The 18,464-nt window shown below is 57.4% G+C and carries 23 protein-coding genes and 1 tRNA gene; 6 read left to right on the forward strand and 18 right to left on the reverse strand.

What is annotated here, in order from left to right; genetic code table 11:
* Positions 1 to 57: 57 nt before the first annotated feature.
* The 3 genes from ACOYXJ_RS28260 to ACOYXJ_RS28270 all read left to right on the forward strand — a co-directional run bounded on the left by ACOYXJ_RS28260 (position 58) and on the right by ACOYXJ_RS28270 (position 1,762).
* The gene (locus ACOYXJ_RS28260; RefSeq protein WP_460372868.1) at positions 58 to 519 is read left to right on the forward strand and encodes a GspH/FimT family pseudopilin; all 462 of its coding nucleotides are present in this window, start codon (positions 58 to 60) and stop codon (positions 517 to 519) included.
* Positions 516 to 1,127 (forward strand): PulJ/GspJ family protein, encoded by a 612-nt coding sequence (locus tag ACOYXJ_RS28265; RefSeq protein WP_460372870.1) that lies wholly within the window; start codon positions 516 to 518, stop codon positions 1,125 to 1,127. Before ACOYXJ_RS28260 ends, ACOYXJ_RS28265 begins: the two co-directional genes overlap by 4 nt.
* 77 nt (positions 1,128 to 1,204) lie before the next feature.
* Positions 1,205 to 1,762, forward strand: a complete 558-nt coding sequence (locus ACOYXJ_RS28270) for an NADAR family protein (protein WP_460372872.1) — start codon at positions 1,205 to 1,207, stop codon at positions 1,760 to 1,762.
* Between the two features lie 99 nt (positions 1,763 to 1,861).
* On the opposite strand, the gene ACOYXJ_RS28275 is transcribed toward ACOYXJ_RS28270, so the two are convergent.
* From ACOYXJ_RS28275 to thrS, 10 genes are all read right to left on the reverse strand, one after another.
* On the reverse strand, positions 1,862 to 2,101 hold the full coding sequence (locus tag ACOYXJ_RS28275) for a YceK/YidQ family lipoprotein (protein ID WP_150794264.1): 240 nt from the start codon (positions 2,099 to 2,101) through the stop codon (positions 1,862 to 1,864).
* Positions 2,102 to 2,601: 500 nt separating this feature from the next.
* Positions 2,602 to 2,678: transfer RNA gene (locus ACOYXJ_RS28280), tRNA-Pro, on the reverse strand.
* 89 nt (positions 2,679 to 2,767) lie between these two features.
* Entirely contained in the window at positions 2,768 to 3,124 is a 357-nt protein-coding gene (locus ACOYXJ_RS28285; RefSeq protein WP_003179985.1) for a MerR family transcriptional regulator, read from the reverse strand.
* A complete protein-coding gene (ihfA, locus tag ACOYXJ_RS28290; protein ID WP_002553164.1) occupies positions 3,105 to 3,407 on the reverse strand; it encodes an integration host factor subunit alpha in 303 nt (100 codons plus the stop codon). The genes ACOYXJ_RS28285 and ihfA overlap by 20 nt, the downstream gene beginning before the upstream one ends.
* Before the next feature lie 3 nt (positions 3,408 to 3,410).
* Positions 3,411 to 5,789: a phenylalanine--tRNA ligase subunit beta gene (gene pheT, locus ACOYXJ_RS28295; RefSeq protein ID WP_460372874.1), complete on the reverse strand. Its 2,379-nt coding sequence runs from the start codon at positions 5,787 to 5,789 to the stop codon at positions 3,411 to 3,413.
* A gap of 26 nt (positions 5,790 to 5,815) precedes the next feature.
* Positions 5,816 to 6,832: a phenylalanine--tRNA ligase subunit alpha gene (pheS, locus tag ACOYXJ_RS28300; protein ID WP_003226365.1), complete on the reverse strand. Its 1,017-nt coding sequence runs from the start codon at positions 6,830 to 6,832 to the stop codon at positions 5,816 to 5,818.
* A 109-nt stretch (positions 6,833 to 6,941) separates the two neighbouring features.
* Positions 6,942 to 7,298, reverse strand: a complete 357-nt coding sequence (rplT, locus tag ACOYXJ_RS28305) for a 50S ribosomal protein L20 (RefSeq protein ID WP_007913489.1) — start codon at positions 7,296 to 7,298, stop codon at positions 6,942 to 6,944.
* 28 nt (positions 7,299 to 7,326) lie between these two features.
* Positions 7,327 to 7,521, reverse strand: a complete 195-nt coding sequence (gene rpmI, locus ACOYXJ_RS28310) for a 50S ribosomal protein L35 (RefSeq protein WP_002553160.1) — start codon at positions 7,519 to 7,521, stop codon at positions 7,327 to 7,329.
* Between the two features lie 60 nt (positions 7,522 to 7,581).
* Positions 7,582 to 8,133, reverse strand: coding sequence for a translation initiation factor IF-3 (gene infC / locus ACOYXJ_RS28315; protein WP_171057393.1), 552 nt, complete (start codon positions 8,131 to 8,133; stop codon positions 7,582 to 7,584).
* The gene (gene thrS / locus ACOYXJ_RS28320) at positions 8,133 to 10,055 is read right to left on the reverse strand and encodes a threonine--tRNA ligase (RefSeq protein WP_007913488.1); all 1,923 of its coding nucleotides are present in this window, start codon (positions 10,053 to 10,055) and stop codon (positions 8,133 to 8,135) included. The genes infC and thrS overlap by 1 nt, the downstream gene beginning before the upstream one ends.
* 371 nt (positions 10,056 to 10,426) lie before the next feature.
* Here thrS and ACOYXJ_RS28325 point away from each other — a divergent pair, with 371 nt between their 5' ends.
* Together ACOYXJ_RS28325 and ACOYXJ_RS28330 are read left to right on the forward strand one after the other, a co-directional pair.
* The gene (locus ACOYXJ_RS28325) at positions 10,427 to 10,729 is read left to right on the forward strand and encodes a hypothetical protein (RefSeq protein ID WP_095123155.1); all 303 of its coding nucleotides are present in this window, start codon (positions 10,427 to 10,429) and stop codon (positions 10,727 to 10,729) included.
* A 288-nt stretch (positions 10,730 to 11,017) separates the two neighbouring features.
* Positions 11,018 to 11,230, forward strand: a complete 213-nt coding sequence (locus ACOYXJ_RS28330; protein ID WP_003179963.1) for a cold-shock protein — start codon at positions 11,018 to 11,020, stop codon at positions 11,228 to 11,230.
* Positions 11,231 to 11,302: 72 nt separating this feature from the next.
* On the opposite strand, the gene ACOYXJ_RS28335 is transcribed toward ACOYXJ_RS28330, so the two are convergent.
* Positions 11,303 to 11,617 (reverse strand): I78 family peptidase inhibitor, encoded by a 315-nt coding sequence (locus ACOYXJ_RS28335; protein ID WP_016984945.1) that lies wholly within the window; start codon positions 11,615 to 11,617, stop codon positions 11,303 to 11,305.
* Positions 11,618 to 11,786: 169 nt separating this feature from the next.
* Positions 11,787 to 12,092, reverse strand: a complete 306-nt coding sequence (locus ACOYXJ_RS28340) for a hypothetical protein (protein ID WP_007913485.1) — start codon at positions 12,090 to 12,092, stop codon at positions 11,787 to 11,789.
* 131 nt (positions 12,093 to 12,223) lie between these two features.
* On the opposite strand from ACOYXJ_RS28340, the gene ACOYXJ_RS28345 reads away from it, so the two are divergent.
* Positions 12,224 to 12,436 carry a hypothetical protein gene (locus ACOYXJ_RS28345; protein WP_460372877.1) on the forward strand — a complete coding sequence of 71 codons (213 nt, stop codon included), beginning with the start codon at positions 12,224 to 12,226 and terminating at the stop codon, positions 12,434 to 12,436.
* Positions 12,437 to 12,467: 31 nt separating this feature from the next.
* Here the strand turns inward: ACOYXJ_RS28345 and ACOYXJ_RS28350 are convergent, their stop codons facing one another.
* Genes ACOYXJ_RS28350 through ACOYXJ_RS28375 form a run of 6 tightly spaced genes read right to left on the reverse strand, consistent with a single transcriptional unit; the run spans position 12,468 to position 18,421 of the window.
* Positions 12,468 to 13,496, reverse strand: a complete 1,029-nt coding sequence (locus ACOYXJ_RS28350) for a nucleoside hydrolase (protein ID WP_038364641.1) — start codon at positions 13,494 to 13,496, stop codon at positions 12,468 to 12,470.
* 31 nt (positions 13,497 to 13,527) lie between these two features.
* Positions 13,528 to 13,932 (reverse strand): D-ribose pyranase, encoded by a 405-nt coding sequence (rbsD, locus tag ACOYXJ_RS28355; protein WP_460372879.1) that lies wholly within the window; start codon positions 13,930 to 13,932, stop codon positions 13,528 to 13,530.
* Positions 13,929 to 14,846: a ribokinase gene (gene rbsK / locus ACOYXJ_RS28360; RefSeq protein ID WP_460372881.1), complete on the reverse strand. Its 918-nt coding sequence runs from the start codon at positions 14,844 to 14,846 to the stop codon at positions 13,929 to 13,931. Before rbsK ends, rbsD begins: the two co-directional genes overlap by 4 nt.
* 24 nt (positions 14,847 to 14,870) lie before the next feature.
* On the reverse strand, positions 14,871 to 15,890 hold the full coding sequence (locus ACOYXJ_RS28365; protein WP_460372883.1) for a LacI family DNA-binding transcriptional regulator: 1,020 nt from the start codon (positions 15,888 to 15,890) through the stop codon (positions 14,871 to 14,873).
* 3 nt (positions 15,891 to 15,893) lie between these two features.
* A complete protein-coding gene (locus ACOYXJ_RS28370; protein WP_007913478.1) occupies positions 15,894 to 16,871 on the reverse strand; it encodes an ABC transporter permease in 978 nt (325 codons plus the stop codon).
* The gene (locus ACOYXJ_RS28375) at positions 16,868 to 18,421 is read right to left on the reverse strand and encodes a sugar ABC transporter ATP-binding protein (protein ID WP_460372885.1); all 1,554 of its coding nucleotides are present in this window, start codon (positions 18,419 to 18,421) and stop codon (positions 16,868 to 16,870) included. Before ACOYXJ_RS28375 ends, ACOYXJ_RS28370 begins: the two co-directional genes overlap by 4 nt.
* Positions 18,422 to 18,464 lie beyond the last annotated feature (43 nt).

The raw sequence follows: 18,464 nt of genomic DNA on the forward strand, positions 1-18,464 counted from the left end.
TCCGGATTGATGGTTCGAATCCGCCATGATGGATTCACAACGAAGGAACGTTGCGGTATGACCAAGGACAGACAAACAGGCTTCACCCTCATCGAATTGATGGTGGTGTTGATCATCATCGGCATTGCCAGCGCCGCCGTCAGCCTGAGTATCAAGCCTGACCCGGCGCAACTGCTACGCAAGGACGCCAATCGCTTGATCCAGTTGCTGCAAATCGCCCATGCCGAAGCCCTGGCCGATGGACGCCCGATCACTTGGCTGGCGGAGAAAAACGGCTTTCGTTTCAGCCGTCGCAATGAACAAGGCCCCGGCTTCGATCACTTCCTCGCCGATCCGCAACTGCGCCCTCGTCACTGGGAAACACCATCGCTGAAGGTGCGAGTGACACCCAGGCAGCTGCTGATACTGAACGCCGAGTGGTTCGATTCACCCGTGCAACTGCAACTCTCGGACGGCCAGAACACGCTCACCGTGCAACGCACAGCCACGGGCAAATTGACCTTGGCCAACCAGCCATGAATAACCGGCAAGAGGGTTTTACCCTGATCGAAGTGATGGTCGCGATCCTGCTCATGGCGATCGTCAGCCTGATTGCCTGGCGCGGTCTGGACAGCGTGAGCCGCGCCGACACGCACCTGCAGGCGAGCACCGAACACACCGAAGCACTGCTGCGCACGCTGCATCAACTGGAACGAGATATCGCCTTGCGCGCCAGCATCGAACTGCGCGAACCACAGTTGAACGACAACGATGACGAACGATCCGAGCAGCCAGCGGCAATCAGCGTGCGCAGCGCCGACGACCAGCGCTTTCGTCTTGACGTGATCCGCAGTGCAGCCACCTCGCAGAACGGCTTGCAGCGCGTGCGCTGGTGGTTGAAAGATCAAACCCTGTACCGCGCCGCCGCCACGCCACGTGATCGCTACCCGCTGCCTGCGCCGAAACAGGCAGTGGCGGTGCTCGACAGCATCAGCGACCTGCAAGTGCGCGTCTGGGAACCGCAGATGGGGTGGCGCCAGCTCAGCGGCAACCGCAAAGAAAATCCCCAAGGCCTGGAAATCCGCCTGACCCGGCAGACGCCTCAAGGCGAAGAACACTACCGCCAGGTATTGGGCCCACTGGATTAGTCTCTGGGTAATATTGCGTATTACCCTGACACGCACAGCGACTGTAACGTCGAAAGTCAGTTACCGAGGAAACCTCATTGCACGACTCTAAACTTCTCGAAGATCTACGCGCTCGCTTCAACGCTGGAGAGCCTCTGGATTTCACCTTTTTCTGGGGACACCAGCGAAGCAAAGACGCCGTCACGGCTTCATGCTTCAGCCAGTGGTACGAAGCCGAATTCGTTGTCGAGGGGCAACGCTACCCGACAGCCGAACACTTCATGATGGCCGAGAAGGCAGCGTTGTTCGACGATCAGGAAATTCGTGCACAAGTGCTGCAGGCCCCGACCCCGAACGCCGCCAAAGCCCTCGGCCGCAAGGTGCGCGGATTCAACGACCAACGCTGGCTGCAACACCGATACGACATCGTCGTCCGGGCAAACCAAGCCAAATTTTCCCAAAACCCGGAGCTGGACGAATACCTGATGCGCACGGGATCTCGGGTCATTGTCGAAGCGAGCCCGGTTGATGACATTTGGGGAATTGGGCTCGCGCAAGATCACGCGGATGTGAACGATCCGAATCTGTGGAAAGGCCTGAATCTTTTGGGGTTTGCACTGATGCAGGTGCGGGACGGCAGGGTCGGATCGTCCTGAGTTTTTATCAGCGGTGGCGTCAGCAACGAAAAAGCCTTGGCACATGCCAAGGCTTTTATAAGAGAGTTTTACAGCGCTTTAGGTTGCACTACCCGCAAGTCATAAATTGCAGGTGTATTGATATTCGAAGGGGAAGAATACGGTATCGACCACCAATGAAAATGGCGCATCGATCATTAAAAAGGGAATCAACTTGCCTTTGGATGTACCGACCAACCACCAGTCGAGCCGAACACCGATGTAAGGACATCGGTGCTTGTCATAATCCATCCGCATGGCCGTTGCTGCACAGCCGCTTGAGCTGGCGATCAACACCAGTAACATCAGTTTGCGAAACACTTAACGTCCTTATTGGTTGTTGATGCTGAGCTGCATAGACGGGGTTGCAGATGACTTTCCCTCTACAACTGGCCACCCGCGTGGGGGGAGTAGAGCCCTCCGCCGACTACCGAGGCCGATCGTAAGGACAATGAGAAGTCTCAACCAGATTGGAATCAGCAAGATGCGTGAAACATGCAGGCGAGGATGCAGATCTGATGGACTTTATTGATTTTCTGGGAAACCTTTGCAGCGCATTCAGTAACTATCAAGGCTATGAGAAACCTCGCCGGGTGTTTACCCGAAGATTCGTTGCGTTCTGCTTATTTGTGGCTGTGTTTGAGCTGATTGCGCTGAACCTCTACTACGCGTAGACGGGATTGAACTGGAAGGATTCAGCAAAGATCGCCAGGCCGGAGCGAATCCAGATCTTATTAAAGGAATCACCTTGTAGTTTCGCGCAGGCACAAAAAAGCCGATCCATCTGATCGGCTTAAGTGTCTGAATTTACTCAGGAATAATGGTCGGGACGGAGTGATTCGAACACTCGACCCCTAGCACCCCATGCTAGTGCGCTACCGGACTGCGCTACGCCCCGACTGGTCTTGCAACTCGTTCTTCATCTCGAAGAACGCTCAAGAATATAGCGCAAGCGTTTGAAAACTGGAAGTATTCAAACGCTGCTTTTTATTTCTTGAGAACCACCAGCACATCTTCCAATTCGGCAATCATCTGCCGAATCATCTGCTTGTATTGGGTCGTGTCGTCTTTGGCTTCATCGCCGGACAAACGCAGGCGTGCGCCGCCGATGGTGAAACCTTGATCGTAAAGGAGCGCGCGGATCTGCCGGATCATCAGCACGTCCTGGCGCTGATAATACCGGCGGTTTCCGCGGCGTTTGACGGGGTTGAGCTGAGGAAACTCCTGCTCCCAGTAGCGCAGCACGTGTGGCTTTACGGCACACAGCTCGCTGACTTCACCGATGGTGAAGTAGCGTTTGCCCGGGATGACGGGTAGTTCGTCGTTATGACTTGGTTCCAGCATAAGCCTCAACTCGGGCCTTCAACTTCTGCCCTGGACGAAAGGTGACCACACGGCGAGCCGTGATCGGGATTTCTTCCCCCGTTTTCGGGTTGCGGCCAGGCCGCTGGCGTTTGTCCCGAAGGTCAAAATTGCCGAAACCCGACAATTTGACCTGCTCGTTGTCTTCAAGAGCGTGCCTGATTTCCTCGAAAAACAGTTCGACCAATTCCTTGGCTTCCCGCTTGTTCAGGCCCAGCTCTTCATACAGACGTTCCGCCATCTCAGCTTTCGTCAAAGCCCCCATACGTCACTTCCTTAACGTGGCGTTCAACCTTTGTTCGAGCGAGGTGAGGATATTTTGCGTCGTCGAATTCACCTCATCGTCATTAAGAGTGCGCGATGGATGCTGCCAGGTCAAGCCAACTGCAAGGCTTTTTCTATCAGGATCAATACCTTTACCCTGATACACGTCAAACAGCCTGAGATCTGTGAGCCATTCGCCTGCATTTTCACGGATTACGTCCAGTACGGCTGCGGACGCGACATCTTTGTGCGCAATCAGTGCAAGGTCACGACGCACTTCAGGAAAGCGCGACAACTCGTGGAATTTCGGCATTTTACCGAGTGCCACTTCAGCCAGAACCAGCTCGAAAACGAAGACCGGACGATCCAGACCCAAGGCTTTCGACAATTCCGGGTGGATGGCGCCGATGAAACCGACTTCACGCCCTTCGCGCTCGATGCGCGCGGTTTGACCCGGGTGCAACGCCGGGTGTTTGCCCGGTGCGAAGGTGAACGAACCCAGTGCACCGGCAAAGCCCAGCACCGCTTCCACGTCAGCTTTGACGTCGAAGAAGTCGACGGTGTCGCGACCTTGCGCCCAGCCTTCCGGCAGACGGCTACCGCAGACCACACCGGACAGCATCGGCTCTTGCTTGAGGCCTTCAAGCTGACCAACGAAGCGCAGACCGCTTTCGAACAGACGCACGCGATCCTGCTGACGGTTGAGGTTGTGCTGCAGCGCTTTGACCAGACCCGGCCACAGCGACGAACGCATGGCCGCCATGTCATTGGAAATCGGATTGGCCAGCAACAGCGGCTCAACGCCGGGGTTGAACAGTTCGAACTGACGCGGATCGATGAAGCTGTAAGTGATCGCTTCCTGATAACCACGCGCTACCAGCAGACGGCGCAGTTCCGGCAGATCGCTACGCGCTTCGGCTTTGGCTTGCGGCGCCAGACGCGCTTGCGGGTAACGAACCGGCAGACGGTTGTAGCCGTACAGACGGGCCAGCTCTTCGATCAGATCGACTTCCAGGCTGATGTCGAAGCGATGGCTTGGCACTTCTACGCGCCACTGGCCTTCACCGTCGGCGGAAATACCGAGACCCAGGCCGCCGAGCAAACGCTCAACCTGAGCGGAATCCATTTCCATACCGAGCATTTGAGTGATGCGCTGGGAACGCAGGGTGATCGGCGCGATCGACGGCAGATGCTGCTCGCTGACGGTCTCGATGATCGGGCCGGCTTCGCCGCCAGTGATTTCCAGCAGCAGGCCAGTGGCGCGCTCCATGGCTTCACGGGCCAGTTGCCAGTCAACGCCACGCTCGTAGCGGTGCGAAGCATCGGTGTGCAGGCCATAAGAACGAGCCTTGCCAGCGACAGCGATCTGGTCGAAGAACGCACTTTCCAGGAATACATCGCGAGTGGTCGCGGAAACACCACTGTGCTCACCACCCATGACACCGGCAATCGCCAGTGCGCGGGTGTGGTCGGCGATGACCAGCGTATCGCTACGCAGGCTGACTTCCTGACCGTCGAGCAGCACCAGCTTCTCGCCCTCTTCCGCCATGCGCACACGAATGCCGCCATTGATTTCGGCGAGATCGAAGGCGTGCAGCGGCTGGCCCAGTTCGAGCATCACGTAGTTGGTGATGTCGACGGCAGCGTCGATGCTGCGCACGTCGGCGCGGCGCAGACGTTCAACCATCCACAGTGGTGTCGGCTTGGACAAGTCAACGTTACGGATAACGCGACCCAGGTAACGCGGGCATGCTGCTGGCGCCAGCACTTCTACCGAACGCACTTCATCGTGCACGGCAGGAATGGTCATGACCACTGGACGGGTAACCGGCGCGTCGTACAGCGCGCCAACTTCACGGGCCAGACCGGCCAGGGACAGGCAGTCGCCGCGGTTCGGGGTCAGGTCGACCTCGATGCTGGCGTCTTCCAGATCCAGATACACGCGGAAATCTTCGCCCACCGGCGCATCGGCCGGCAGTTCCATCAGACCGTCATCGCCTTCACCGACCTGCAGCTCGGATTGCGAGCAGAGCATGCCGTTGGACTCAACGCCGCGCAGTTTGGCTTTCTTGATCTTGAAGTCGCCCGGCAGCTCGGCACCGATCATGGCGAACGGAATCTTCAGGCCCGGACGCACGTTTGGCGCTCCGCACACGACCTGGAAGGTTTCCGCGCCATTGCTGACCTGGCAAACGCGCAACTTGTCGGCATCAGGGTGTTGCTCGGTGCTCAGCACCTCGCCCACGACCACGCCGCTGAATACACCGGCGGCCGGGGTCACGCTATCGACCTCAAGGCCGGCCATCGACAGACGAGCAACCAGCTCGTCGCGATTTACCTGCGGGCTAACCCAGCCACGCAGCCATTGTTCACTGAATTTCATCCTGCTCTCCTAAGAATTCGTTACGACTAGCGAAATTGCGCGAGGAACCGCAAGTCGTTGTCGAAGAACAGACGCAAGTCGTTCACGCCGTAACGGAGCATGGCCAGACGCTCGACGCCCATACCGAAAGCAAAACCGGAGAACTCTTCCGGATCGATGCCGGACATGCGCAGCACGTTCGGGTGAACCATGCCGCAGCCCATCACTTCCAGCCAGCCGGTCTGCTTGCACACGCGGCAGCCTTTACCGCTGCACATCACGCATTCCATATCGACTTCAGCGGATGGCTCGGTGAACGGGAAGTACGAAGGACGGAAACGTACGGCCAGCTCTTTTTCGAAGAACACTCGCAAGAATTCTTCGATGGTGCCTTTGAGGTCGGCAAAATTGATGTCGCGATCAACCAGCAGGCCTTCGACCTGGTGGAACATCGGTGAGTGGGTGATATCGGAGTCGCTGCGATACACGCGGCCTGGGCAGACGATGCGGATCGGCGGCTGCTTCGATTCCATGGTGCGGACCTGTACCGGCGAGGTATGGGTGCGCAGCAGCATGTTGGCGTTGAAATAGAAGGTGTCATGCATCGACCGGGCCGGGTGATGGCCTGGGATGTTGAGCGCTTCAAAGTTGTGATAGTCGTCTTCGACCTCAGGGCCTTCGGCAATGCCGTAGCCGATGCGGGTGAAGAACTGTTCAACACGTTCCAGAGTGCGGGTTACCGGATGCAGACCACCGGAGGTCTGGCCACGGCCCGGCAATGTCACGTCAATGGATTCGGCGGACAGTTTGGCAGCCAGTTCGGCTTCTTCAAACAGGGCCATGCGCGCATTGAGAACGCCTGTAACACGTTCCTTGGCAACGTTGATCAGGGCGCCGACTTGCGGACGCTCTTCTGCCGGCAAATTCCCCAGGGTCTTCATCACCTGAGTCAATTCACCTTTTTTGCCAAGGTATTGAACCCGGATTTGCTCCAGGGCATTGATATCTTCAGCGCTTTGCACAGCCTCTAGTGCTTGAGAGACCAGCGCATCCAGGTTTTCCATGTACAGACTCCAGATACAAAATAGGGGAAGAGCTTGAAGGCTCTTCCCCTATTTAAGACGTTTACCACCTGGCCCCACGGAAGTGAGGCCGGGTGATTGTCGGGGGTACTTAAGCCAAGGTGGCTTTAGCTTTCTCGACAATCGCAGCAAACACCGCTTTTTCGTTCACTGCCAGATCAGCCAGAACCTTACGGTCGATCTCGATGGACGCTTTTTTCAGGCCAGCGATGAAACGGCTGTAGGACAGACCGTTAACACGAGCACCAGCGTTGATACGAGCGATCCACAGAGCGCGGAACTGACGTTTTTTCTGACGACGGTCACGGTAGGCGTATTGGCCTGCCTTGATTACCGCTTGCTTGGCAACACGGAATACGCGGGAGCGTGCGCCGTAGTAGCCTTTAGCAAGTTTCAGAATTTTTTTGTGACGCTTACGGGCAATGACGCCACGCTTTACACGAGCCATGAGTTACTTCCTCTATTCTTGACTAAAATTAACGAAGGCGCAGCATGCGCTCGACTTTTGCCACGTCAGACGGATGCAGCAAGCTGCTACCGCGCAGTTGACGCTTACGCTTGGTCGACATTTTAGTCAGGATGTGGCTCTTGAAAGCGTGCTTGTGCTTGATACCGTTAGCAGTTTTCAGAAACCGCTTAGCAGCACCACTTTTGGTTTTCATTTTTGGCATGTTCGGATACTCCGCATTCAGTTGATAAACATAATCAGAAGGCCTGCCGTGCCCTGTTGATTACTTCTTCTTTTTCGGGGCGATGACCATGATCAGCTGGCGTCCTTCCATCTTAGGATGCTGTTCGACCGAACCGTACTCGAGCAGGTCAGCTTCAACCCGCTTGAGGAGTTCCATCCCCAGCTCCTGGTGGGCCATCTCACGGCCGCGGAATCGCAAGGATACCTTGGCCCTGTCCCCATCACTCAGGAAACGTACCAGGTTGCGCAGTTTTACCTGGTAATCCCCTTCCTCCGTCCCTGGACGAAACTTGATTTCTTTTACCTGAATCTGCTTCTGGTTCTTCTTCGCCGCAGCAACCTGTTTCTTCTTTTCGAAGATCGATTTGCCGTAATCCATCACCCGGCAAACCGGTGGGATTGCGTCTGCGGAGATTTCTACCAGATCAAGCTTTGCTTCTTCAGCAATACGAAGCGCTTCATCAATCGAGACGATGCCAATCTGCTCGCCATCAGCGCCAATTAACCGAACCTCGCGTGCCGAGATATTCTCGTTGATCGGGGCTTTCGGTGCAGCTCGTTTATCTTGTCTCATTTCACGCTTAATAATAATTACTCCGAATCTGGGCGACCACGCCGGGAAACCGCTTGCGCGAGAAACTCAGCGAACTGGGCGACGGGCATCGAGCCCAGGTCAGCACCTTCACGAGTACGCACAGCGACAGTCTGCATCTCGACTTCCTTATCTCCGATAACCAAAAGATAGGGAACCTTGAGCAAAGTATGCTCGCGGATTTTAAAGCCGATCTTTTCATTTCTCAAGTCGGACTTGGCACGAAATCCGCTTTCGTTGAGAGTTTTTTCAACTTCTGCAACAAAATCTGCCTGTTTATCAGTGATATTCATGATCACCGCCTGCGTTGGCGCGAGCCAGGCAGGGAACGCACCTTCGTAGTGCTCGATCAGAATCCCGACGAAACGCTCGAAGGAACCGAGGATCGCACGGTGCAGCATCACTGGGTGTTTGCGGCTGTTGTCTTCAGAGACGTATTCAGCGCCCAAACGGACAGGCAGGTTAAAATCGAGCTGCAGAGTACCACATTGCCAGACGCGGCCGAGGCAGTCTTTCAGCGAGAATTCGATCTTCGGACCATAGAACGCACCCTCACCCGGCTGCAGATCGTACGGCAGGCCCGCAGAATCAAGGGCTGCAGCCAATGCAGCTTCAGCGCGATCCCACAGTTCATCGGAACCGACGCGTTTTTCCGGACGAGTGGACAGTTTCATCTCGACATCGGTAAAGCCGAAGTCGCGGTATACGTCCATGGTCAGCTTGATGAATGCAGCGGATTCAGCCTGCATCTGTTCTTCTGTGCAGAAGATGTGGGCGTCGTCCTGAGTGAACGCACGTACGCGCATGATGCCGTGCAGCGCACCCGACGGCTCGTTACGGTGGCAGGCACCGAACTCAGCCAGACGCATCGGCAGTTCGCGGTAGCTCTTCAGGCCTTGGTTGAACACCTGTACGTGGCACGGGCAGTTCATCGGTTTGATCGCGTAGTCGCGGTTTTCCGACTGCGTGGTGAACATGTTGTCAGCGTAGTTGGCCCAGTGCCCGGATTTCTCCCACAGGCTGCGGTCAACGACTTGAGGGGTTTTGATCTCAAGGTAGCCGTTGTCGCGCTGGATCTTGCGCATGTACTGCTCGAGCACCTGGTACAGAGTCCAGCCGTTCGGGTGCCAGAACACCATGCCCGGGGATTCTTCCTGGGTGTGGAACAGGCCCAGACGCTTGCCGATCTTGCGGTGATCGCGCTTTTCAGCTTCTTCGATGCGCTGGATATAAGCCGCCAGCTGCTTCTTGTCTGCCCAAGCGGTGCCGTAAACGCGCTGCAATTGCTCGTTCTTGGCGTCGCCGCGCCAGTAGGCACCGGACAGCTTGGTCAGCTTGAAGGATTTCAGGAAACGCGTGTTCGGCACGTGCGGACCGCGGCACATGTCGACGTATTCTTCGTGATAGTACAGACCCATGGCCTGTTCGTTCGGCATGTCCTCGACCAGGCGCAGTTTGTAGTCTTCGCCACGGGCCTTGAACACTTCGATCACTTCGGCGCGCGGAGTGACTTTCTTGATCACGTCGTAATCTTTCTCGATCAGCTGCTGCATGCGCTGTTCGATGGCAGCCATGTCGTCTGGAGTGAAAGGACGCTCGAAGGCGATGTCGTAATAGAAGCCTTCGTCGATGACCGGCCCGATGACCATTTTCGCAGTCGGGTACAGCTGCTTGACCGCGTGGCCAACCAGGTGAGCGCAAGAGTGGCGAATGATCTCCAGCCCCTCTTCATCCTTTGGCGTGATGATTTGCAGGGTCGCGTCGCTGCTGATGATGTCGCTGGCGTCGACCAGTTGACCATTGACCTTGCCGGCCAGAGTAGCTTTGGCCAGACCGGCACCAATGGATGCGGCGACCTCGGCTACGGAAACCGGGTGATCGAATGAACGTTGACTGCCGTCGGGAAGAGTAATAGTTGGCATGGCGCCTCCTCTCCTAGTGGTGACCCCTACCAAAGGTCACGTGGGTTGGGATGAGCCAGTACAAGATCCGATCCAGGCCATTCAATGACGAACGCCTGCCTTACAGCGGCAGGAGCCTTGCGGCCAACCGGAAAACCGAACCAGAGTGACTGGGATTCAAATCGAAATATTCGCACGTCGACCGCTACCGGGACTGAAGGTCTTCCGGAGCCTGAGAACGCTTGAGCCCGGCATGCTAGCACAGATGAGCGGTCACTTATGCCTCTGTTTGATCACAAGGCAAATCGTCTGTTTTTATGCCAGAGTGCTGAACTTGATGGCCCCTTCAGCCCTCAGATAACAAGACATTGACCCACAAGGAGCATCCTCGCATGCGTCTGAATACCCTGTTCGCCGTCGTCGCCCCTATCGTTATGTTGCTGCCGCTGAGTGCCCACGCCGACTGGCCTAAGGGCGAGCGCGAGAAGTACATGGCGCAGTGCACCCAGGCGGCTACTCCGCAAATCGGTGCCGCCGCGGCCAAATCGCACTGCGCTTGTGGCGCTGATGCCATCAAGTCTTATCCTGCAGCCGACATTCAGTCCCTGATGGACAATAAGGCTAGCCCTGAGCTGCAGCAGAAAGCACTGGGCCAAATCGCCAAATGCAAAGCAAATACCCCGGCGAAAAAGTGATCAAAAAAGTCTTCTGAGTTGGCTCAGCGCCGCTAAAAAGGGCTGAATTTGAGCCTTTTTGGACGATTTATGCAGGTTTTACAGGTTTTTTTATTGTCTTTACGTTCCGCGCAAAGCCTTGTAAACCGGGGCTTTCAGCAGAAACAGGCAGTAAAGAAAACACGACTGATTGGCAAACAGCACGTCCGGGGGGCTACCAAAGCGAACATTTCGACTATGATACCCGGGTGTGCCCAGTTGGCCTGAGCAGCACAGTACTGAAAAATATATGTTTCTTGGAGATACACCATGTCTAATCGCCAAACCGGCACCGTTAAGTGGTTCAACGATGAAAAAGGCTTCGGCTTCATCACTCCTCAAGGTGGCGGTGACGACCTGTTCGTACACTTCAAAGCTATCGAATCCGACGGTTTCAAAAGCCTGAAAGAAGGCCAGACCGTCTCTTTCGTGGCTGAGAAAGGCCAAAAGGGTATGCAAGCTGCACAGGTTCGCCCAGAGTAATTTCTCGGCGCACTAAAAAAACCCCGTCCATGTGACGGGGTTTTTTATGCCTGCAACAAAAGCGCTATGTGATCAGCCGCAGTTGACGCGAGTGATCACCAGATTGTTGTCGGTGTTCAGATTCAGGCGATCAGAGCGGTATTCCAGAGTGATCATGTCATCGGGCTTGAGGAAACGGGCATTTTGCGCGCCGGCTTTGGCACGCGCCTGCTCCAGCAATGCGGGCGAAGCTTTCTTGCCAATGGCGAATTCCGCCGCCGTGGCTTCACAGCGGCTACCGGCTTCGGGTGCCACAGGATCCTTTGCCGACTCGCTGGAGGTCGTACTGCAGCCTGCCAACATGGCAGCAGCCATAAGTGCACCCAGTGTCGCGAACTTCAAAGGCATGAAGCCTCCTTGTTTTCAAAATGGTTAAGCTGAGATCGTGCGACCGCCATTCCGGCTTTTGGTTTCACAGCCAAGGCCATCACCCTGCCCCACGATTGGAAAAACGCCGAGTGTGCCTGAGCGGCATGCGTCACTTCATCAATCAATCGTGACTGAATATTAACGGCGCTCAGTAGACGTCGATGTAGTCGTACGGCGGATTCGGCCAGTTATCCTTCAGCGCGTTGAAAATCTGCATCACCCACACCTCGTCACTGGCCGCGACATTGCCCACGTAGCCCGAGCCCTTGGCCCAGGTTTCCAGGCGAAATAGCAAGCCGTCGATATCCTGCCCACCGGTAACGCCGGAGGAAATGTAAGCGATACCGCCCTTGGTCACGCGCAGCTGCGTGTGTTCGTCATCACTGGCCGAGGCAAGCAACTGGCGCACAGCGTCGAGCGTGAGGCCGTCAGGGGTATTCAAATCGATCTGCACAGCACGGTCCTTGAAAAGCCTTAAAAGACCAAGTGTCGCATAGCGCTCCGCTCATGCCTAAGTCGCAGTGCCAAAGGCCCGACAAAATGGTTAACTCAAACCCAAGATCTTCCGACTACTCGAGCGCTCCCATGACCACCATCAGCATCGACGCCGCCATTAATGCCAAATGGGCAGACGGACACAGCTCTTACAGCCCGGGAACCACCGAGGAGCTTGCGCTGATTGGTATCGATCTATTGGTCAAGGAGCTGGGCACTGATGCGGCCAAGCAATTCATCAAGCAGATTTTCGAGCGCTACGCGACCGAACAGGTCGCGCATGAACACGCAGAGAAGGGATAAAACCCGCAGGCTGGCACCTGCGGGCGAATGATTACTTCAGACGTTTCAGACGCTCGGTCAGCAAGTCAAAGAAACCCTGAGCATCGCCATTTTCAACCCAGAAGGCGTTCTTGGGTGCCTTCAGGCCGTCGTACCAATCGACAATGGTCTGGCCGAAAGTCGGCCCTTCGCGGCTATCAACAACGACATTCACCGAACGGCCGGTGAACAGCTCCGGCTTGAGCAAGTAAGCCACGACGGTCGCGTCATGCACAGGACCACCCGGAATACCGTAGTGCTCCATGTCGCCCTTGATGTACTCATTGAGGATATCGCCGACAATCTTGCTGGCGTTGTTGTTCAGCGCAGCGATCTGTTTCAGGCGCGCGTCACTGGTGAGGATCTTGTGCGTCACGTCCAGCGGCAGGTAAGTCAGTTTCACGCCGCTTTTCAGCACGACTTCAGCCGCTTGCGGGTCAGCAAACAGGTTGAATTCGGCCACCGGAGTGATGTTGCCGCCATTGAAGTGCGCACCGCCCATGATCACCACTTCCTTGATGCCCTGAACGATTTCAGGCTCCTGGATCAGCGCCAGCGCCAGATTGGTCTGTGGGCCGAGCATGGCGATGGTGATGCTGTGCGGCTTGGCTTTTTTCAAGGTATCGATCAGATAGTTGACCGCATTGCCTTCAGCCAGGCCCTTTTTCGGCTCGTGCACCGTGACACCCGACAGGCCTTCCTTGCCATGGATGTTCTCGGCATAGATCGGCGTGCGCATCAGCGGCTTCGGCGCGCCGGCGTAAACCGGTACGTCTTCGCGCCCTGCCCACTCGCGAGCCAGTCGCGCATTACGCGACGTCTTGTCGAGGCGCACGTTGCCGGCCACGGTAGTCAGCGCGCGAATGTTCAGTTCGTCCGGCGAGGCCAGTGCGAACAGCAAGGCAACCACATCGTCGGCACCCGGGTCAGTGTCAATGATCAGGTCGATTTTTTCCGCCGCGTGAGCGCCGGTGGCAGAGATAACGGACAAAAGCAGCAGGCTCCGGAGCAGTTGGTGCAGTTTCTGAGCATAGCGTTGCATGGCGCATTCCTTGTGCTTGTGAAATCAAAAGTTAAAAGGTGACTCCAGCGACCAGCACGATGTTGCAGTACGGCTGGCATTCGCCTGTACGAACAATCGCCCGCGCCTGTCGGCTGAGCACCTTGAATTGCTCATGACTGAGCAGATCGCGACGCCCCAGAGCGCCCTCTTCATTCAACGCGTCCAGCGCAGTCAGTGCGGTCGGTTGCTTGTCGAAGATTTCTTTGGCCAACACATGGCTTTCCACCTGCATCTCGCTGAGCACTACCTTCAGGGTGCTGACGAAGTCCGGGACGCCGTGGGTCAGAGCCAGATCAATCAACTCGACGCCCGGCGGCACTGGCAGCCCGGCATCACCAATCACCACCATGTCGCCATGGCCCAGGGATGCGATCAGCCGCGACAAGGCGACGTTGAGCAGAGGAGTCTTTTTCATGCGGGTTTAAAGGCCTGTACGTCGGATTGGGTTGGAATGGACGGTTGCGCACCGGCGCGGGTTACCGACAGCGCGGCGGCAATCTGTCCGTAGCGAATCGCCTCGGCCTCGGATTTGCCATTGGCCAGCGCCGCCGCAAAGCCACCGACAAAGGTGTCTCCGGCGGCGGTGGTGTCGACGGCCTTCACTTTCGGCGCCGGGAAATGCTCAAAGCTCTGGCCATTGGCGAACAGCGAACCTTGTGCACCGAGGGTAATGATGACTTTGCCCGCCCCCATGGCGATCAGTTGGCTGGCGGCACTTTCTGCGCTTTCCAGCGAGTCCACCGGCAATCCGCTCAACACGGTTGCTTCGCTCTCGTTGGGTATCAGGTAATCGATCGCGGCAAACCAGTCTGCCGGCAGTGCACGACTGGCCGGTGCCGGATTGAGGATGACGATTTTGCCCAGTGCACGCGCACGCTTGAGCGCATGTCCCACCGTGGCATCCGGAATTTCGAGCTGGCAGATAATCACGTCGGCGGCTTGCAACACTGCATCAAACCGGTCGATCACCGCGGGCGTCATTGCGCCGTTGGCGCCGGCGACGATGACAATGGCGTTCTGACTGTTGTCATCGACCACGATCAGCGCCACGCCGCTGGAGTCATTGACTGTGCTCACTGCCTGACAATCGATCTGCTCGGCCAACAAGGCATCACGCAATTGCACGCCATAGTCGTCATTGCCAACGCAGCCGACCATCGCCACCTGTGCGCCCAAACGCGCGGCGGCCACCGCCTGATTGGCGCCCTTGCCACCGGAAACCGTGGCAAAGGAATGACCGATCAGCGTTTCACCGCCTACCGGCAGCCGCGGCGCCCGGGTCACCAGATCCATGTTCAGGCTGCCTATTACCACTACATTTGCTGGCATACATCATTACTCGTCAATTCGGTTTCAGCGGTATTCGGTGAACACGCCGGACAACGGTGCGGTCGATTCGCGCAAGACAATACTCGGGGTCACGATTCGCTGATCGGTACCCAGAGTCGGCGTAGCAATCCTTCGCAACAGCACTTCGGCCGCCATCTCGCCCAACTGCAGGATCGATTGCCCCACAGTGGTGAGTGCCGGATACACGTAACGGCTCATCTGGATATCGTCGAAACCGATCACCGACAGCTCGCTCGGCACGCGAACATTGCGCTCCGCTGCGGCGCGCAGCACGCCGATGCCGATCATGTCGTTACCGGCAAAGATCGCGCTCGGCGGATTGCTTCCAAGCAGCGTCGCCGCCGCGTTGTACCCGCCAGTACTGGTGAAATCACTTTCTAGCATGCGCTCCTGGCGGACCTCGACGCCCGCCTCTTTCAGCGCTCGGCAATATCCGGCCAGACGCATCTGCGCCACGCTGGTACTGGCCGGACCGCCAATAGTGGCAATGTCGCGGTGACCCAATTCCAGCAAGTGCCGGGTTGCCAGGTAAGCGCCATACTCGTGGTCGATGCGCACCAGATCGGCATCGACACCGTCCAGACCACGGTCGACGATGACCATCGGCGTTTTTACGCCAGCCAGCCCTTGCGCCAGACCGCTGTCACCACCTGCGGAAGCAACGATCAGACCGTCGATGCGCTTCTCCAGCAATACGCGCAAATAGCTGCGTTGCTTGTCGGGGTTGTCGTCGGAGTTGCAGAGGATCACGCAGTAGCCGTTACGCTCGCAGTAATCCTCGATACCTCGCGCCAGTTCCGCGAAGTACGGGTTGAGACTGTTCGGCACCAGCAGGCCGATGGTTGCAGTGGTCTTGGCTTTGAGCGAGCGCGCCACCGCGCTCGGCACATAGTCGAGGCTCTTGATCGCCGCCTCGACTTTCAACCGCACTTCCTGACTGACCGGCCGGGTGTTGTTCACCACATGCGACACCGTCGTGTAGGAAATCCCCGCGAGGGCTGCCACATCCTTGATCGTTGCCATCTCTTAGCCCCGGCGACTGGCGCGCTGACTGCGATAAGTGTCGAGCACCACCGCGATCACGATGACCGCGCCCGTGATGATACGTTTGGTCGGCTCGGTCGCGCCGATCTGCGCGAGCCCCGCCGCCAGTACCGAGATGATCAATACACCAAAGAACGTGCTGATCACCGAACCGCGTCCGCCCATCAGGCTGGTACCGCCAATCACCACCGCGGCGATCACTTGCAGCTCCAGACCGGAACCGGCGTTAGGGTCAGCGGCTTCCAGACGGGAAATCTGAAACAGCGCGGCGATACCGGCCAGCAAGCCCATCAGGCTGAACACCAGAATCTTGTAGGGTTTCGGATTGATCCCTGCCAGTCGCACCGCCTCTTCGTTGGTGCCGATGCCGATCAGGTAGCGACCGAATACGGTGCGGGTCAAAACCGCTTGAGCAATGATGATCACCAGCAAGGCAATGATGAACGACGGCGAGATGCCGAACGCGATCGGGTTCGACAGCCAGGCAAACGAATCACCGATGTACGCAGTGCGCGATCCGGTCATCTGATACGCCAGACCCCGAGCCATTTCCAGCACGCCCAGGGAGACGATGAACGATGGAATACGCCACGCAACAGTAATCGAACCAGTGACGGTACCGGCCAGCGCCGCCACGGCCATACCGAGCAACGCTGACGGCAACACGCCCCAGCCCCAACCGAGAATGGCGACGCTGACCGTCGATGCCGCCAGCGCCAGCACCGAACCCACGGACAAGTCGATGCCGCCGATGATCAACACGAAGGTCATGCCGACCGCCAGCACCATCAGGTCAGGAATCTGATTGGCCAGGGTGCTGAAGGTGTTGTAGGACAGAAAGTGGCTGCTCAAGACCGAGAACAGCGCAATCATCGCCAGCAAGGCACCGGCCAGGCCCAGATAAGTGCCCAGACCATAGAAGTTGCCACTACGTTTGCCGGCAGGAGATGCAGTTTTCATCGGAGATCCCTAGGCGCCGCTTCGTTGAGCAACGCATCACGTTTTTGGTAGCCGGCGAACGCGGCGGCAAGCAAATCATCCTGGGTCCAGCTATCGCGCTCGAAGGTGTCGATCAAGCGCCCTGCCGACAGCACGCCTATGCGGTCGCAGATCAGCATCAGCTCACGCAGGTCACTGGACACCACCACCAGCGCTTTGCCCTGGCGCGTCAGTTCACCGAGCAGGGCATAAATGTCGAACTTGGCACCGACGTCGATGCCGCGGGTCGGTTCGTCGAACAGCAGCACCGAACAGTCGCGCTCCAGCCAGCGGCCGATCACGACCTTCTGCTGGTTGCCGCCGGACAATTCCGAAACCAATTGTGTCGGGCTCGAACTGCGGATGCGCATGGCGTCGATCTGACGCTGCGCCAGAGCGATTTCGTCGCCGTTGTTGACGACTCCGCCACTGGAAATTTCCGGCATGTTGCCGAGCGCGATGTTGGCGCTGATCGACTGACTGAGCAGCAGGCCTTCACCCTTGCGGTCCTCGGTGATCAACGCGATACCGTTGCGCACGGCATCGACTGGCGAGCGCACACTGACGACTTTCGCTGGCGAGCCGAGGGCAATGCTGCCGCTGTCGGCAACGTCTGCGCCGAAGATCAGTCGCAACAGCTCCGTGCGCCCTGCCCCGATCAGCCCGGAAATTCCGAAGATCTCGCCGGCACGCACTTCGAACGAGACATCGCGCACTTTGTCGGAGCGAGTCAAACCCGTGACAGTCAGCGCCGGAGCACCGATCTTGCGCGGGCCCATGTCGATATGTTCGCCCAGTTCACGACCAACCATCAGCGTAACCAGTTGCTCGCTGTTGTAATTGGCCATCGGCTCGACGCAGACCAGATTGCCGTCACGCAGCACGGCAATGCGCTGTGCCACACGGGCCAGCTCTTCGAGACGGTGGGAAATGTAGATGATCGAAACGCCGCGCGCCTGCAATCGGGTGATCTGCTCAAAGAGCATTTCGACTTCACGCGCAGTGAGCATCGCGGTCGGTTCGTCGAGGATCAGCACATGGCAGTCGCCGATCAGGTTACGGGCGATTTCGACCATCTGCTGATGCCCGATACCCAACTCGCCGACCAGCGTATCCGGATCAATTGCGTCGAGGCCGACTTGCGCCATGGCTTCGATCGCCGCTTTGCGCAGTTGCTTGCGGCTGATCCAACCGCCGTTGCTTGGCAGATTGTCGAGAAACAGGTTTTCCGCGACCGACAATGTCGGCAACAGATTGAGTTCTTGCATGACCATGCGCACGCCCAGCTCTTCAGCCTGGGTGCGACTGCCCGGTCGATAGTCCTTGCCGTGGAATTGCATCTGGCCGGTGGTCGGGGTGACCAGTCCGCCAATGATCTTCGACAGGGTACTTTTGCCGGCACCATTCTCGCCGGTCAGCGCCAGTACTTCACCGCGCATCAGCGTCAGATCGATGCCGGTGAGCACCGGTTGCGCATAGGTCTTACCGATACCGCTGACCGAGAGGACAGCGTTCGGGGCGGAAACTGACATAAAAACTCTCCATGCGCTCGCCCGTACGGACGAGCGCCGTTGT

The organism is Pseudomonas sp. Tul2A7, assembly GCF_054790505.1.